Raw genomic sequence first — 15,567 nt, forward strand, 5'->3', positions numbered from 1 at the left:
CCTCGGCTCACCAGCCGCGCGCCTCCCGCAGCAGCCGGTCGCGCACCAGTGTCAGGTGCGGGTTGTCGGTGGCGCCGGGGCGCTGGACTAGATAGCCGGTGTTGATGGGCGGGTCCTCGGGCGCCAGCAGCGTCACCACCACGCCGGCGGTGAGTTCGCCCTGGCAGAGATAGCGCGGCAGCACACTCATTCCGGCGCCCGCGGCGACGGCCGAGAGCACCCCGCGCAGATCGGGGACGGTCAGTGCGGCCTGCGCGTTCAGGCGGGTGCCGAAGACATGGCGCCAGTAGCGGCGGGCTATGGGCAGGTCCTCCGCGTAGGTGACCAGTGGGACGCCGCGCAGGGCGGCGGGCCCCTCGTCCGCCACCCGCTCCTGCCAGTCCCCGTCCCGGCCGATGCGTTCGGCCCACAGCGGCGATGCGACCAGCACGAATTCCTCGTCCATCAGCGGTACGGCGGTGAGCGTGCGGCCGCGCGGGCGGTGGGTGGAGATCACCAGGTCGTAGTGACCCTGGCGCAGGCCTTCGAGCAGTTCGTCGGTCAGCCCGGTCGTGACCCTGAGCCGTACGCCCTGCTCGACGAGCGGCGCGAGGGCGGGCAGGGCACGTACGCACAGGAGCTCGGCCGGACCCGCGAGGTGCACGGGATCGGCGGGGACGGTCTCGTCGAGATGGCCGCGGTCGGCGACGGCGGCCAGGGCGTCCAGGGGCGACGCGATCCGCGCGGCGAGACCGTCGGCGACCGGGGTCGGAGTGACGCCGCGGGGCAGCCGCCCGAACAACTCGCGGCCCAACTGCCGTTCCAGGGAACGGATCTGGGTGGTCACCGTGGGCTGGGACAGACCGAGGAGACGTGCGGCCGCGGTGAATGAGCCCGCCCGGTGGACGGCGAGGAAGGTCCGCAGCAGGGTCAGATCGAGGGGTGTGTTCGACGCGGCCTCCCGCATTCCCGTCGATCCATTGGATTCTCTATGGCTCATGGTGGTGAGCCTATTGGATCCGAATGACCCGGCGATTTAGGTTCGAAGACGTCAGCAAGAGCGAAACCCAGCGGAGAGATGTGAGATGGCGAAGATCCTGTTCGTACTGACCGGCGCGGACCACTGGACGCTGGCGGACGGCACCCGGCACCCGTCCGGCTACTGGGCCGAGGAGGCCGTGGCCCCCTACCGGGCGCTCACCGCCGCGGGCCACGAGGTCATGGTCGCCACACCCGGCGGCGTCATCCCCACCGTGGACGCCGGGAGCCTGGCCCCCGAGGTGAACGGCGGCCCCGAGGGCGCCGCCGCCGTGACGGCCGCCCTCGCCGAGATGTCCGTCCTGGAGCACCCCATCAAGCTGGACGAGGTCGACCTCGCCGACTACGCGGCGGTCTTCTACCCCGGCGGGCACGGCCCGATGGAGGACCTGGCGGCCGATGCCGACTCGGGCGCCCTGCTCACGGCCGCGCTGGACTCCGGCAAGCCGCTCGGCGTGGTGTGCCACGGCCCGGCCGCGCTGCTCGCCGCCCGGAGCGAGGACGGCACGTCGCCGTTCGCGGGCTACCGGCTCACCGGCTTCACCAATGCCGAGGAGACCCAGGCCGGTCTCGCGGACAAGGCGAAGTGGCTGCTCCAGGACCGGCTCGTGGAGATCGGCGCGGACTTCCAGGAGGGCGAGCCGTGGGCCCCGCACGTGGTCACCGACCGCAATCTCATCACCGGCCAGAACCCCTCGTCGTCCGCCCCGTTGGCCGTCGAGCTCCTCAAGGCGCTGGGCTGACCCGTCTCATGCCGCACCGGCGGCCGCGTACCTGACGCAGGCAGCCCGGTGGGGTGCGGCAGCCGCACCCCACCGGGCCCTTCCGTTTGGGAACGTGGCGTCAGCGCCGGGGATCACATGGCCGCGTTCCTGCGAGCGCGGAGGCGGCTGGGACGGCGGACGTCCATGGCGGCCATTGCGAGGCCGAGCAGCAGGGCCACGGCTCCGACAATTACGTTGCTGACGATCGTGCGGGTCGTGTCGACACTGCCTGCCACGACCCACGGAGCGATGATCGTCCACGCTCCGATGGCGATGGCACACCATGCCATGGCGTGAGTCCGCTCGTAAGCCGAGCCGAACCCTCCCATGCACAGGCAATAGGCGGCGCCGGTGATCAGGTTGCAGACGGTCAGCGTGCTCAGGTCGTTGAACCCGACTATCCAGGGCGAGGCGGCCAGGTACAGACCCGTCAGGAGGGCCAGTGTCTCGATCGCCTGGGCACGGGGGGTCGTGGTCGCCCGTTCGAACCGGGAACGCATCTCGGCCAGATCGGGGTGTTGCTCAATGCTCGGGTGGGTGGTCATTGCGGGCTGCCTCCTACTCAGAAGCCTTTATCTGCCCTTTATCTCCGATATAACGCTTGCCAGGGCATTCCAGTCAACAGGCGGCCCATGAGCACCTAGGTCCTGTCCGGCGGGAGATGTGCTCACGTCCGCCCGCAAGGTGCCCGGGACCCGCCCGGAGAGCACCATGAAGTCATGGACGGACGCATCGCCGACCTCAGCACACCAGGGCGTCTCGCGGAGCCCGGCGAGGGCATCGGCCTGGACGAACTGGCCCTCGCGGCCCGCAATCACGGGCTTCCGCTGGAGGCGCTGCGCTACGACCTCACCCCCGCCGGACTGCACTACGTGCTCGTCCACTACGACATCCCCGCCGCCGATGCCGACGAGTGGAGGCTGACCGTGAGCGGCCGGGTGCGCACCCCGCTGACCCTGGACATGCCGAGGCTGCGATCGCTCCCGGCCGCCACCCACCGCGTGACGATGGAATGCGCCGGAAACGGCAGGGCACGCCTCGATCCACGGCCGGTGAGCCAGCCCTGGCTGGTCGAGGCGGTCGGGACCGCCGAGTGGACGGGGGTGCCGCTGCGCACCCTGCTCATCGAGGCGGGAGTGGAGCCGGATGCCGTCGAGGCCGTCTTCACCGGGGCCGACCACGGCGTCGAGCGCGGCATCGAGCAGGACTACCGGCGCAGCCTGCCGCTGGCACTGGCCCGGGGCGAGGATCCCGAGGTGCTGGTCGCGTACGAGATGAACGGCCTTCCCCTGCCGCCGCAGCACGGCTATCCCCTGCGGCTGATCGTCCCCGGGTGGTACGGCATGGCGCAGGTGAAGTGGCTGCGCGACATCGCGCTGACCGACACCCCGTTCACCGGATTCCAGCAGGCGGTGGCGTACCGCTTGAAGCAGTCTCCCGACGAGCCCGGCGAACCGGTCGACAAGATCGCCCCGCGGGCGCTGATGATCCCGCCCGGGTTCCCGGACTTCATGTCGCGGGCCCGTGTCGTACGCCCCGGCGAGGTGCCGCTGGAGGGCCGGGCCTGGTCCGGTCACGCCCCGGTGACCCACGTGGAGGTCAGCACCGACGACGGCGGCTCCTGGAGCGAGGCCGCTCTTGGCCCCGCGGACGGACACGGCTGGGCCTGGCGGCAGTGGCGGACGGTCTGGACCGCGACGCCCGGCAGCCATGTGCTGAGCGTCCGTGCCACCGACGCCGGCGGCCGTACGCAGCCCCTCACCCAGCCCTGGAACCGCGGCGGGTTCGCCAACAATCTGGTCCAGCGGATCCCGGTCCTGTGCCTGGACGGCGACTGAACGCCCTGCGTGCCCAGCGTCTACGGCAGTGTCTGCTCGGCCCAGATGGTCTTGCCGCTGTACGCATGGCGGGTCCCCCACCGCTGGGTCATCTGGGCGACGAGGAAGAGACCCCGGCCGCCTTCGTCGTCGTATCCCGCCCGGCGCAGGTGGGGTGAGGTGTGGCCGTTGTCCGAGACCTCGCAGATCAGCGTCCGGTCGCGGATGAGCCGCAGACGGATCGGGCCGGAGGCGTACCGCAGGGCGTTGGTGACCAGCTCGCTCACCACCAGTTCGGTGGTGAAGACAAGGTCGTCCAGTCCCCAGACGCCTACCTGAGCGGCGGCCTCCGCACGTGCCCGGGCGACCTCCTGGGGATCGGGTGTCAGCTCCCAGGTGGCCACCTGACGGCTGTCCAGCGTGCGGGTCCGGACGAGCAGTAGCGCGACGTCGTCGTCGACAGGACCGGCAAGCAGCGTTGCCAGTGCCCGGTCGGCCAGCTCGTCCAGCGGGCGCCGGTGCTCCGCGAGGACGGCCCGCAGCCCGTCGAGACCGGCGTCGACATCCCGGTCGCGGGTCCGCACGAGGCCATCGGTGAACAGCGCGAGGAGGCTCCCCTCCGGCAGCGTCAGCTCCGCTGTCTCGAAGGGAAGGCCCCCCAGGCCAAGGGGCGGTCCCGCCGGAATGTCGGGGAACGTGACGGAGCCGTTCGTGGGATCGACGACGGCGGGCAGCAGATGCCCGGCCCGCGCCATGCGGCACAGACCGGACACCGGGTCGTAGACGGCGTACAGACACGTCACGCCGAGCGCCGCGTCGTCGGGCAGTTCGTCGCCCTCCATACGCGCGGCCTCCTGCTCGTCGGCCCCCTGCCAGAGCAGGTCGTCCAGGCGGGCGAGGAGGTCGTCGGGCGCGAGGTCCAGTCGCGCGAGCACCCGTACGCTCGTGCGCAGCCGGCCCATGGTGGCAGCGGCCCGCAGACCGTGCCCCACGACGTCTCCCACAACCAGACCGACCCGCGCGCCGGACAAGGCGATGGCATCGAACCAGTCGCCACCCACTCCAGCCCTGCTGTCCGCGGGCAGATAGCGGTGGGCCAGCTCGACTCCGGTCAGCCGTGGCAGTTTCTGCGGGAGCAGACTGCGCTGAAGCATCAGGGCAGCGGCATGCTCTCGGGTGTAGTGGCGGGCGTTGTCGATGCAGACGGCGACCCGGGCCGCGAGTTCCTCGGCAACCGCCTGTTCGGCGGGGTCGAACGGGCTGGGCAGACGGTTCCGCGTGAACGTGACCACGCCCAGCGTCGCGCTTTCGACACGCAGGGGCACGGCCAGGCACGAGCGCTGGGGCGGTGGCTCGTCATCGTCCTCCGAGCCCGCCGGGCCTTCCAGCACGGGGCTGCCGGAGGCGAGGCTGCGGGCCTGTGGCGAGTCGGGGGCGTAGTAGATCCGCTTCCCCGGTACGGGCATTTCACCCACCGCGCCCGTGGCTTCCTCCGCCTCCCACAACACCCGGACCACACTTCCCGCCCGCCGCGAGCCGGGCGTGGCCCGATCGCCCTCGAGGACCTCCTCCAGGAGATCGACCGTAACCTTGTCGGCGAACTCCGGTACGGCGACCGCGGAGAGCTCCCGAGCCGTGCGGGTGATGTCCAGGCTCGTGCCCAGATGCGCCCCGGCGCGGACGAGCAGATCCAGTCGCTGCTGCGCGAGATAGCGATCGGTGATGTCCACCGTCTCCTCGCACACACCCAGCGAGACCGATCCGGCGTCCTGCAGCCGGTAGTAGGAGCACGACCAGACGTGATCACGCTCCGGGTCCGAGGGCGGGCGGCCCCGGTAGTGCAGGTCGACGACAGTCTCGCCGGTGGCGAGTACCCGCCGCATCATCTCTTCGAGAGTCTTCGGATACGACTCGGAGAGCACCTCGCCATGGGTCACCATGTCGTCCGGGCCGACGCCCACGTACTGCGAAGGGCCCATCTCCTCGTACAGGGCGGCGTTCGTCCACACCACCCGCAGATCCGTGTCGTAGATGGCCAGACCGACGGGTGACTGGGTGGCGAGTCCCCGGAGCATCGACTGGAGGGCCTCCCACTGCTCGGTCTCCTCGGCGTCGGCCAGTGCCAGGAGCCGTGCGGGACCGGGGCCGGTGTGAGCGAGCGGCAGCTCTGTGGTGGTCACACGGAGGGCGCGACCGTCCTGGTGGCGCATACGGAGCGTCCGGGCTACGCGTCCCACAGCCGGCGCATCAGGCGCCGCGTGATCCTCTTCCGTTCCGTCCATCACCAGGGTGTCGATCGGGCGCCCGAGCACGTCCTGTGGTGCGTATCCCAGCAGCCCCTGAGCCGTCGGGCTCCAGCCGACGACCGTGCCGTCGGCGTCCAGGACGGCCGTGGCGGCCCTCGTGGCGTTGAGGGGCCCGCGCACGCTGTGGTGCTCGGCGCCGTACACGCTGCTCATGGCGGATTCCCGGTGCCGGATTCCGTCCAGCGGGCAGCGAGCAGCAGCGCGATGTCGTCGGGCCGGTCGGTGGCCTGCCGTGCCTCGTTCATGAGGCGGTCCGCCGTTCCGGCGAGCGAGGACGAGCCGGCCTCGGCGAGCGAGGCGCGCAGCCGCTCGACGCCGAGGTCGATGTCGATGCCCGCCTGTTCCACGAGTCCGTCCGTGTACAGCGCGAGCACATCGCCGGGCCCGAGCCGCAGTTCGGTGACGGGGTACGAGGCCTCCACGTCGATGCCGAGCACGACCCCGCCGGCAAGGTCCAGGACCTCGGTCCTGCCGTTGGCGTGGCGCAGGAGAGGCTGCGGATGCCCGGCCCGTACCGCCTGTACGGAGCCGGTCGCCGGGTCGAGGACGATGTAGCAGCAGCTGGCGAACTGGCCGGGATCAAGGTCGATGAGCAGCCGGTTGGTGCCGGTCATCACCTCCTCCGGGTCGTGCCCGCTCAGCGCGAAGGCGCGTACGGCGCTGCGCAGTTGGCCCATGGTGGCCGCGGCGGAGACGCCGTGTCCCTGTACGTCGCCGATGACCAGGGCCAGCCCGCGGTCGGTCTCGACGACGTCGTACCAGTCGCCTCCGACCTCCATGCCCTGGGTGCCGGGCAGATACCGACCCACGGTGTCGACCTGGTCGAGCACGGGAAGCCGGTGCGGCAGCAGGGCGTCCTGCAGTCCGCGCGCGAGGGCCGCTTCGGTGTCGTAGCGCTGTGCTCGCTGGAGGGCCTGCGCGATGAGTCCGGCGAGCGCGGTCAGCACCGTGCGCTCCTCGGGGCTGAAGCCGCGCGGCCGGTCGAAGCCGAGGATGCAGGAGCCGACGGGCCTCCCGGAGGCGATCAGCGGCAGGAAGGCCCGGGCGCCGACGTTGGCGTCGAGGGGGATGCCGGGGTATGCCTCGGCCAGGTGCTCCATGGACTCGAAGAAGATGGGACGGCCGGTGGTGAGCGTCTCGACGCCGGGCAGCCTGGCGTCGAGCGCGACACCGTCGAAGCGGTTCAAAAAGCCCTGCGGGAACCCGGTCTCCCAGGCCAGATAGAGATGGCGCTCGTTGAGCAGGTAGATCGCCAGCTGACGGCCACCGAAGGCGGGCAGCAGTTCCTCGGTGACCACGGCGGACACCTGGCGGGCCGTGACGGCCTCGGTCAGCGCGATGGCCAGGGCAACCGGGCGGTACAGGGCCGATGCCCGGTCGGCCGCGGAGCCGAGCCCGGTGCCGGGCAGGGCGACGGACCCCGGCGTGTACGACGGCTGATCGGACGGGGAGACGGTGACGGTGAGGCCGTCGTGACCCGGGTAGAGGGAGACCGACAGCAAGTCCTGGGGCGATCGGCGAGCCATGAAGTGAACGGGGTCGCGTGAGAGCAGCGCCGCCCGGTAGTGGTCCTCGTACGCCGGGTCCCCGAACCACGGCAGGACCTCCCACAGGACACGTCCGAACAGCTCCGACCGCGGCCGGCCGAGCAGGATCTCCGCACTGTGGTTGACATAGGTGATCCGCCCGAGTCGGTCGAGCGCGAAGAAGCCGCGCGGGAGACGGTCGGTCGCCTCTGCCACGATCGGTCCGGTGCCGAGGTCCACCAGGAATCCGGTCAGACGGCGCCCCTGGCCGTCTCCGGGTGGTTGCGCTTGGGCGGAGAGTTCGAGCAGGTGAGGCCGTCCGTCCGGGCCGCGCAGGCGCATTCTGCGGGAGACTGGCCTGCCCGTCTCCATGGCCTGGTGGGCAATGGTCCACAGCCCGTACATGTCCTCCGGTGCCAGCCGTGCCGCCAGTGAGTCGACGGTGTCGCCGAAGTCCGCACGATTGGTGCCGAGAATCGCGCGCAGGTCCTCGTCGGCGGATATGGCTCCGGTGCCCAGGTCCCAGTCGAAGCGGCCGAAGCGCACGGGCGGCGTGGTGACCGCGGGCAACTGGACGGACACCGGTTCACCGTCCCACACGACCGGCACCCCCCGCGCGCCCAGCGTGACGAGGGTGGTGCCGAGCCGGGCCGCGGCGTTGTGCATGCGCAGCCGGTCGGCGTGCGTCACCGGGTGTCCGGGCGTGGCCGGGCGCAGCACGACCAGCACCCCGAACTTCTGGCGGCCGCTGACGACAGGCGCGTACAGCGAGCCGAAGGGGTACGGCAGACCCGCCATGAGCTGCGGATATCGCCGCATGGCTTCCTCGCCGTCGCCGAGGTGGATGGCCTGGCCCGAACGGTGCGCGTCGGCCACCGGGAACGGCCGGTTCACATGCATGCGCCACCAGGGCCTGAACAGCCGGCTGGGCAACCCGGCCATCACGCCCAGCCGCAGCAGCCCGGGCGTGCGCGAGGGCAGATAGACACCGCCCGCGTACCCGCCGACAGCCTCGACCGCCCCTACGGCGGCATGCGCGAGCACCAGGGCCAGTTCGTCCGGAACGCGGTCGGTGCCGTTCGGTCCCCCGGGATCCGCCCCGCCCACGTTCACCGCGGCGCGGCCGGCCGCGCGGTACCAGGTCACACAGCCAGCATGCTCCCCGGCGGGCGCCCCGCGCATCTCCTTGCCACCCGGCACCCCACCCGGGCCGCGTGCCCGGCGCGCCCACGTTCTGGATGCCGCCAGGACCTCTCCGTCGGGCTCCCGGTCAGGACGCCTCGACGGCCGCCTTGATCCGCTGTCCGAACGCGTCAGCGTCCTTGCGTGCCGCGCTCAGGGCCAGGCCCACGATGAGCTTGCCGATGCCATGGCCCTCAAGGCTGTTGAAGATACGCAGGCGGGTATTGCCCTCCGGCGTGGGCTCGAGGTCGTAGCCGCCTTCCTTGGACACGACGATGTTCTTGGAGGTCTCGGTCCAGCGGAGGGTGCTCGGCGGCACGAACTCGCTGATCCGGATCTCACGCTTGGTCGTCATCCCGGCGTCCTTGACCGTGCTCCTGAAGACGGTGCCCACTTCCGTCGGCCCGTCCGGCGTCTTCGTCATCTCGAGGACCCTGGGGCTGAACTTGGGATCGTTCCTGCCGTCCGCCAGGAAGGCGAAGACTTCCTCCACGGGGCGGCCGATCTCGACCGTTGCCTCGAACTGACCGGCCATGCTTCCTCCAGTGATCGCTCGCGCCCGGGGTGCGGCGTGCTGGCATCGTTCCAGAGAGCCATGGTGTGCATACCGGCTTCGTGGCGGCCAGCCGGAGGCGCCGCGGACGGCCCTCGCACAGGCCCCTTACGCGCAGGACTACCGGATCGGCCGACCCACTTCCAGCGCGGCGATCATCTCCCGGAGCCGAGCCGCCCTGATATCGGAGGTCCTTGCCGTCAGGAGGCGATAGATCACGGCGTATCTCTGCGTTTTGTTGAGTTTCCCGAAGGCGGTTTTCGCCGGCTCATTTCCGTCCAGCGCGGCTTCGAGATCGGACGGGACGGTGGCTTCCTTCTGCGATGCGTACGCCGCGGCCCAGCGTCCGTCCGCCTGGGCGGCCTCGACCTGGGCAAGGCCGGGCTCCCGCATCCGGCCTGCCCGCGTCAGCGCCTCGACCTTGCGGATGTTGACCTGCGACCACATGCTCCGCGGCCGTCGAGGCGTGATCTTCTGCAGGAAGTACGACTCGTCCAAGGACCGGCGCTGACCGTCGATCCAGCCGTAGCACAGCGCGACATCGATGACCTCCGCGGCCGTCACCGAGGCGATTCCGGAATTCTTCTTGGCGAGCTTCAGCCATATGCCGGACTGCAGCAGGTGATGTTCGGCGAGCCAGCACTCCAGCTCCGCTGCGTCCTCGAAGGCGCTGATTTCCAGGCCATTGAACGATTCCATCGTGGCGCCTCCCCGGCTGCGAATGCCTGACGTGATTGCCACGTTAGCCATCCTCTAGGCCAGCTCCTGTCCTAATTGCCGCCTCCTTGAGCCGAAGGCTCCACGCAGTCGTCGAAGGAGGCGAGATAGGTGGCGGCCATGTCCCGCTCGCCCAGGCCGCGCCGCTCCAGCCGCTCGAAGCGCGCCACTCCCGCCCGCGCGAGATCGAGCCGTACACCCGCGCGCTCCCCCGCCTCGACGATCAGCCGGGAATCCTTGAGCGCATTGTTGACCGCAAAGCTTGGCGTGTAGTCACCGCCAAGGATTGCCTGGGCCTTGGCGCGCAGGTACCCGCTGTCGAGCGGGCCGCCGGACACGCTGTCAAGGAAGGCCTGCGGATCGACACCGAGCACCTTGGCCAGTGTGAGCGCCTCGCCGGTCGCATGGGTCAGCGCGGCGACCCAGCTGTTCAGTACGAGTTTGAGCCTGCTGGCGGCCGCACAGGAGCCGTCGTCGTCGACCCATGTGGTGCGCCGGCCCACAGCGTCGAAGACGCGCGTGAGTACGGCTCGCGCGCTGTCCGGCCCCGCCGCAAGGACCAGCAACTCCCCCGCCTCGGCGGGCTGGCGCGTGCCGAGCACGGGGGCGTCGACGAAGACCAGGGAGTGCCGCCGGGCGAAGTCGGCGAGCTCGGCCGTCGCGGCTTCCCCGACGGTGGCCGACTGGGCCCACACCGTTCCGGGGGCCAGGCCCGCGCTCGCCGCCCGCATGGCGGCGAGCACCCGCGGCCCGTCGTTGAGCATGGTCAGCACCACGTCCGCGCCCGCGACGGCGTCCTGTGGGGACTCGGCGCAGTACGCTCCGTCGGCCACGAGAGCTTCGGCCTTCTCCCGCGTACGGTTCCACGCCCGGACGGACAGACCGGAGCGGAGCAGACTGCGGGCCATCGCGGCGCCCATGATACCGGTGCCGAGCACCGCCACCACGGGAGAAATCTTCTCGCTGCTGTCTGCCGGCGATGTGGACATGCGTGCCGCCTCTCCCTGCTGGGCTGATGACACCTCGTAGCCAACCAGCCGATCGCACCCCTCGCAGCCGGTCACCGCAGCCCCGGCGTCATCAGGGCATCGCGCGATACGGCCCGCGGGTGAGTGAGACCGTTCGGCCGTGTCCGCCCGTCATGTCAGCCGTTGCCAGGGCATGAACAACACACGACGCGTTCTCGCCGCCGTAGCCCTTGCCACCGGCGCCACGGCGCTGGCCGCCCCCGCAGCGAGCGCCGATGTCGCCACCGACCACAAGATCCCCGTCATGAGCCAGGTCGATTCTCTCGCCGAGAGCAGCATCCCTTCGGAGCACCGGGCCGAACTGCCGTCGGTGTCCGGTCAGTTCCGGGGTGCCGACAAGGGGCTCGCCGAGTTGAACCAGCTGCACCAGCTGACCGACCTGGTCGCGCCCGTCACGGGGCTGCTTCCCTCCGTTCAGTAGCAGGTCGCACGGCAACGGCCGGGGCCCGGCAGCGAAACAACGCCGGGCGGGAACGGGCCCCGGCCCGCCAACTCCCTCCACACCTGAGGATCTCCGGCTGGAACACTCCGACGACGACGGTGGACGCACGCCGATCCGGGAACGGGCAGCCGCCGGCGGCTGCCCGTTCTCGTTCTCGACCCCTTGCGACCACGGTGAGTGAGCTATGTTGAGCGGAAGTGGGACGAGAAGGAGTGACACCGGTGCCATCAGATCAGCAGGCACGCGCACAGGCGTCTGCGATCACGCCGGGAGGGCAGTCTCCCGAGACGGAAGCCGCCCCCACGGACAGGGTTCTGGCCCTGTTCGGCGGCCACCGGCTGTCGCCCGCGCAGCGGCGCATCGCCCAGTACCTGGTGGATCACCTCACCGAGGCCGCTTTCCTGTCGATCACCGAGCTCGCGGAACGCGTGGGGGTGAGCCAGCCGTCGGTCACCCGCTTCGCGTCCTCGCTGGGTTTCAGCGGATACCCCGCGCTGCGGGAGGCACTTCAGCCCATCGCCCTCAGCGCGGTCGCCGGTTCGCCGGACACCCGGGAGGAGATCCGCCGCAACGAACTGCAGGCCGCCGTCGACGCGGAGATCGAGAACCTGGAGAGCCTGCGCCGCCTGCTCGCGGACACCAATCAGGTCCTGGACGTGGGCCGGGAGCTGGCGCGGTCCGTTCCGCTGACGATCCTGGGCCTGCGGATCTCGGTGTCGCTCGCGGAGTACTTCGCCTACGCCGCGAGACGGATCCATCCCGATGTGCGCACGGTGACCCGCGGCGGCAGCGTCGCCTATGACGCGCTGCTGCAGTCGCACGAGGCGGGCGGGACCTGGGTGCTGGCCTTCGCCATGCCGCGGCACGCCAACGAGACGCTGGCGACGATGCGTACCGCCCGCAGCATCGGGCTGCGCGTCGCGCTGATCACCGACCTCGCCTTCGGGCCGCTGGTGGACGAGGCCGATGTGGCGCTGATCGCGGGCACCGGCTCACGTCTCGTCTTCGACTCGTACGCGGCACCGGGCGTTCTGTCCGCGGCCCTCCTCCAGGCCATGGCGGATGCCGACCCCCAGCGCACGCAGGTCCGGCTCGAGGGCTACGAGCAGGTCGCCGATCAGCACAACTTCTTCCTCGAGGACTGAATCCCGGGGCCGGCCCGGGGACTGGACCTGGGAGTGGCCCCTGGGCTTCGCCCGGCGTCTGAGCCGCCGTCGAGGAAGGCCGCAGACCAGGCGTTTTCACCTTTATTCATGCATGAAATTTTTCATACCCTTGCTTACTCGACGGTATATATATTTACTGCTCCGGTGGCCCCGGGTTTCCCGGAGCCGCACGCCGGAACCACGGCCCTCACGGGCCACAGAACCGGACACCATGGGACGACGCCTCCTCTCGTCGGCCCGGGGTGATCCAACAGGGCGCTCCGTTTCCCCTCGGACGCCCGTCCATCGGCGGCCCCGGTCAACCCCTGGGCCGGGGCCGCCGGAAATCCCCTCGACCAGAGCCCACGCGTACGACATCCGCACGACATCCCAAAAGGACGACGATGTCCCAGACGACCTACTCGCCGATCAACGCGGACTGGCCGTGCCAGGTCAAGGCTCCCGGCAGCGCTGACTGGGAACGAACGGCCGCCCGCTGGCTGCGAGACCTCCTGCCGGCCCGCTACGCCGGCTACTCGCCGCTCACCCGCAACCCCATCCTGCTCGCGCGCCACGCACACTTCCAGGTGCAGCACGAGATGCGGGCAGTGCGGACCGCGTTGCAGACCTGCAGGGCCGAGCTTCCGACGCTCGGAGTGGCCGAGACGATCATCGAGAGCACGATCAGGATGTACGCGATCGAGCTGGAGCAGCTGAACCGCCTGGCCCGCGGCGTCCGGCTGATCAGCGAAGCCCTTCAGGCGGCCGGCGCGGTACCGCGCAGACGGTCGCACGTGTAGTTGCCCGTCCAGTTGTAGTTGCACGTCTCGAGGCGCCCTGGTCGCTCCGGCCGGGTTCGGCCCACGGTTGGCCCAATGGTGCGGTCGGTGGCACGCGGATGCGGACACTGGCCCGACACCCCAGCCGCGGCCGCAGCCGAGGAGCGCGCTTGCAGACGAAGCCCGGGCACGAGCTGACGTCCCTGATGGCGGCGCTGACGCTGACCACGGGCATGGTGGAAGCCGTCAGCCTTCTCGCTCTCGGTCCCGTCTTCACCGCGGTGCAGACGGGCAACACGCTCTTCCTCGGTTTCGCGCTCGTGGGCGAGGGCCCGGTGTCCGCCGTGGCAACGTCCGTGTCGCTCGGCGCGTTCGCCGTCGGAGCGCTCATCGGCGCACGGATGGAGTCCATGGCCGAGGCCCGCGGCTACCGCTGGTTCGTCCTCGCACTCTTCGTGGAATCGGCGCTCGTCGCGGGCGCCGCCTTCATCGCCTGGGGTCTTGAGCGGGCAGCCGGTTCACCGTCCGCGCGGCACATCGCGACGGCGGCCGTAGTGGCGATCGCGATGGGCATGCGCAATGTGACAGCGATGCGTGCGCGCGTACCGGACCTGCCCACCACGCTGGTGACGCGGACGATCACCGCGCTGATCAGCGGATCGCCCCTCGGCCACGACGCGTCCCTGGGCTACGGCAGCCGAGCCACCGTCCGCAGGGGCGTCGGCGTACTGGCACTGTTCGCGGGCGGCGTTCTGGGTGCGTGGCTCATCCGGCTGGAGTGGCCCCCGACGGGGGTACTGCTTCTGGTGGCCGCCCTCATCCTCTCCATCGCGGCCGCGACGACAGCCGCACCCCGGCACGCCCAGCCGGTCGGGACTTAGGACGGCTCGATGTTCTGGTTCGCGCGGAAGAGGTTGTGCGGGTCATAGGTCCGCTTGATCTCCGCGAGCCTGTCGTAGTGGTCGCGGTAGGTGGCCCTGACCCGCTCCTTGCCCTCGCCCGCGCCGATGAAGTTCACGTACGAGCCGCCCATGGAGTACGGGTGCAGCTCTTCCCAGTAGTCCACGGCCCAGTGCCTGATCGCCTCCGCGTTGTCCGGCTCGGGGTCGATGCCGCCGATCACGCCGGACCAGACGGCGTCCCGGTACGCCCAGGCGGTGTCGCCGTCGGCGACCCGGCCCGCGGCGCCGTCGACCGGGTAGAGGTGCATGGTCGACAGGTCGGTGGGGAGGTTCTCGCCGTACTTGAGGTGGACGTCCATGGATTCGTCCGTGATCCGGTCGAAGAAGTCTCCGCGCCAGTACCACTGCAGACCGGTGGGAATCAGCTCGTCGAACATGCTCTGGAGCGCGGGGTAGGGCATCGGCGTCGTGAAGTGGAAGGTGGGCCGGCCGGGCTCGTTGACTGCGGTGAGGGCCTCGTCCAGCTGGGCCAGGTCCCCTGTCCAGCACCACACCACGCCGCACATCTTGTGTCCGTGGATCTCTTCCGGGAACGGCGGGCCGGGAGGCACAGCCAGCAGTGCGAAGAAGCCATTGAGGTCATCGGGTGCCTGTGGCTGGAACTCGCGGTACCAGCGCAGGACTTCGCGTGTCTGGTCGACCGGCCAGACGGTGATCCCCACACCCACGGTGTGCACTGGGTGCAGTCCAAAGGTGAAGGAGGTGACGATGCCGAAGTTCCCGCCACCGCCGCGCAGCGCCCAGAAGAGGTCCGGGTGCTCGGTCTTGTTCGCGGTGACGAAGCTGCCGTCCGCGAGCACGACGTCGGCGGAGAGCAGATTGTCCACCGTCAAGCCGTACTTGCGGGTGAGGTGGCCCATACCGCCGCCGAGGGTGAGGCCGCCGACGCCCGTCGTCGACATGATGCCGGCGGGGGTGGCGAGACCGAAGCCGTGAGCGGCGTGGTCGAGGTCGCCGAGCTGTGAGCCGCCGCCGACCTGTGCGGTCCTGGCGGCCGGATCGACGCGCACCCAGCGCAGGGGAGACAGATCGACCGTGACAGCGTCGTCCACGAGACTGAGGCCGGCTCCGCTGTGTCCGCCGCCCCTGACGGCGAGTTGGAGACCGTGGTCGCGGATGAAGTCGACCGCGTTCATGACGTCTGCCGCGTCCGAGCAGCGTACAAGGGCGGCCGGGCGCCGGTCGATCATCGCGTTGTAGATCTTGCGGGCCTGGTTGTAGTCCGGGTCCGTCGAGCCGATCACCGGACCGCGCAGGGCGGACCGCATCGCTTCCAGGGTTGTGCCGTCCATCGCCGTCTCCCACGCGGGGTGCGGACCCGCAGCCCAC

General features: G+C 70.5%; 14 protein-coding genes. 6 read left to right on the top strand and 8 right to left on the bottom strand.

Going from position 1 to position 15,567, the window contains the following annotated elements:
* Window positions 1–7: 7 nt before the first annotated feature.
* Window positions 8–979, bottom strand: a complete 972-nt coding sequence (locus tag OG741_RS05660) for a LysR family transcriptional regulator (RefSeq protein ID WP_405595719.1) — start codon at window positions 977–979, stop codon at window positions 8–10.
* Between the two features lie 85 nt (window positions 980–1,064).
* Between OG741_RS05660 and OG741_RS05665 the strand changes: the two genes are divergently transcribed.
* A complete protein-coding gene (locus OG741_RS05665) occupies window positions 1,065–1,760 on the top strand; it encodes a type 1 glutamine amidotransferase domain-containing protein (RefSeq protein WP_405595720.1) in 696 nt (231 codons plus the stop codon).
* A 113-nt stretch (window positions 1,761–1,873) separates the two neighbouring features.
* Here OG741_RS05665 and OG741_RS05670 read toward each other — a convergent pair whose 3' ends face one another.
* Window positions 1,874–2,326, bottom strand: a complete 453-nt coding sequence (locus tag OG741_RS05670; RefSeq protein WP_266487863.1) for an SPW repeat protein — start codon at window positions 2,324–2,326, stop codon at window positions 1,874–1,876.
* A gap of 174 nt (window positions 2,327–2,500) precedes the next feature.
* Between OG741_RS05670 and OG741_RS05675 the strand changes: the two genes are divergently transcribed.
* Window positions 2,501–3,619, top strand: coding sequence for a sulfite oxidase (locus OG741_RS05675; protein ID WP_405595721.1), 1,119 nt, complete (start codon window positions 2,501–2,503; stop codon window positions 3,617–3,619).
* A 20-nt stretch (window positions 3,620–3,639) separates the two neighbouring features.
* Here the strand turns inward: OG741_RS05675 and OG741_RS05680 are convergent, their stop codons facing one another.
* From OG741_RS05680 to OG741_RS05700, 5 genes are all read right to left on the bottom strand, one after another.
* A complete protein-coding gene (locus tag OG741_RS05680; protein ID WP_405595722.1) occupies window positions 3,640–6,057 on the bottom strand; it encodes a SpoIIE family protein phosphatase in 2,418 nt (805 codons plus the stop codon).
* Window positions 6,054–8,612, bottom strand: a complete 2,559-nt coding sequence (locus OG741_RS05685) for a SpoIIE family protein phosphatase (RefSeq protein WP_405595723.1) — start codon at window positions 8,610–8,612, stop codon at window positions 6,054–6,056. The genes OG741_RS05680 and OG741_RS05685 overlap by 4 nt, the downstream gene beginning before the upstream one ends.
* Window positions 8,613–8,700: 88 nt before the next feature.
* Window positions 8,701–9,147: an SRPBCC family protein gene (locus OG741_RS05690; RefSeq protein WP_405595724.1), complete on the bottom strand. Its 447-nt coding sequence runs from the start codon at window positions 9,145–9,147 to the stop codon at window positions 8,701–8,703.
* A 138-nt stretch (window positions 9,148–9,285) separates the two neighbouring features.
* Window positions 9,286–9,864, bottom strand: a complete 579-nt coding sequence (locus OG741_RS05695; RefSeq protein ID WP_405595725.1) for a YdeI family protein — start codon at window positions 9,862–9,864, stop codon at window positions 9,286–9,288.
* Window positions 9,865–9,935: 71 nt separating this feature from the next.
* Entirely contained in the window at window positions 9,936–10,871 is a 936-nt protein-coding gene (locus OG741_RS05700) for an NAD(P)-dependent oxidoreductase (protein WP_405595726.1), read from the bottom strand.
* A 172-nt stretch (window positions 10,872–11,043) separates the two neighbouring features.
* On the opposite strand from OG741_RS05700, the gene OG741_RS05705 reads away from it, so the two are divergent.
* The 4 genes from OG741_RS05705 (at window position 11,044) to OG741_RS05720 (ending at window position 14,157) form a co-directional block, all read left to right on the top strand.
* The gene (locus OG741_RS05705) at window positions 11,044–11,331 is read left to right on the top strand and encodes a hypothetical protein (RefSeq protein WP_266487881.1); all 288 of its coding nucleotides are present in this window, start codon (window positions 11,044–11,046) and stop codon (window positions 11,329–11,331) included.
* Window positions 11,332–11,573: 242 nt separating this feature from the next.
* A complete protein-coding gene (locus tag OG741_RS05710; RefSeq protein ID WP_405595727.1) occupies window positions 11,574–12,497 on the top strand; it encodes a MurR/RpiR family transcriptional regulator in 924 nt (307 codons plus the stop codon).
* Between the two features lie 404 nt (window positions 12,498–12,901).
* Window positions 12,902–13,297 (top strand): hypothetical protein, encoded by a 396-nt coding sequence (locus tag OG741_RS05715; RefSeq protein WP_266487888.1) that lies wholly within the window; start codon window positions 12,902–12,904, stop codon window positions 13,295–13,297.
* Window positions 13,298–13,446: 149 nt separating this feature from the next.
* The gene (locus OG741_RS05720) at window positions 13,447–14,157 is read left to right on the top strand and encodes a YoaK family protein (protein WP_405595728.1); all 711 of its coding nucleotides are present in this window, start codon (window positions 13,447–13,449) and stop codon (window positions 14,155–14,157) included.
* Here OG741_RS05720 and OG741_RS05725 read toward each other — a convergent pair.
* The gene (locus OG741_RS05725; RefSeq protein ID WP_405595729.1) at window positions 14,154–15,530 is read right to left on the bottom strand and encodes an FAD-binding oxidoreductase; all 1,377 of its coding nucleotides are present in this window, start codon (window positions 15,528–15,530) and stop codon (window positions 14,154–14,156) included. The two genes, OG741_RS05720 and OG741_RS05725, sit on opposite strands and share 4 nt — an antisense overlap.
* Between the last annotated feature and the right edge of the window lie 37 nt (window positions 15,531–15,567).

This window comes from Streptomyces sp. NBC_01410, from assembly GCF_045040195.1.
Classification (GTDB): domain Bacteria; phylum Actinomycetota; class Actinomycetes; order Streptomycetales; family Streptomycetaceae; genus Streptomyces.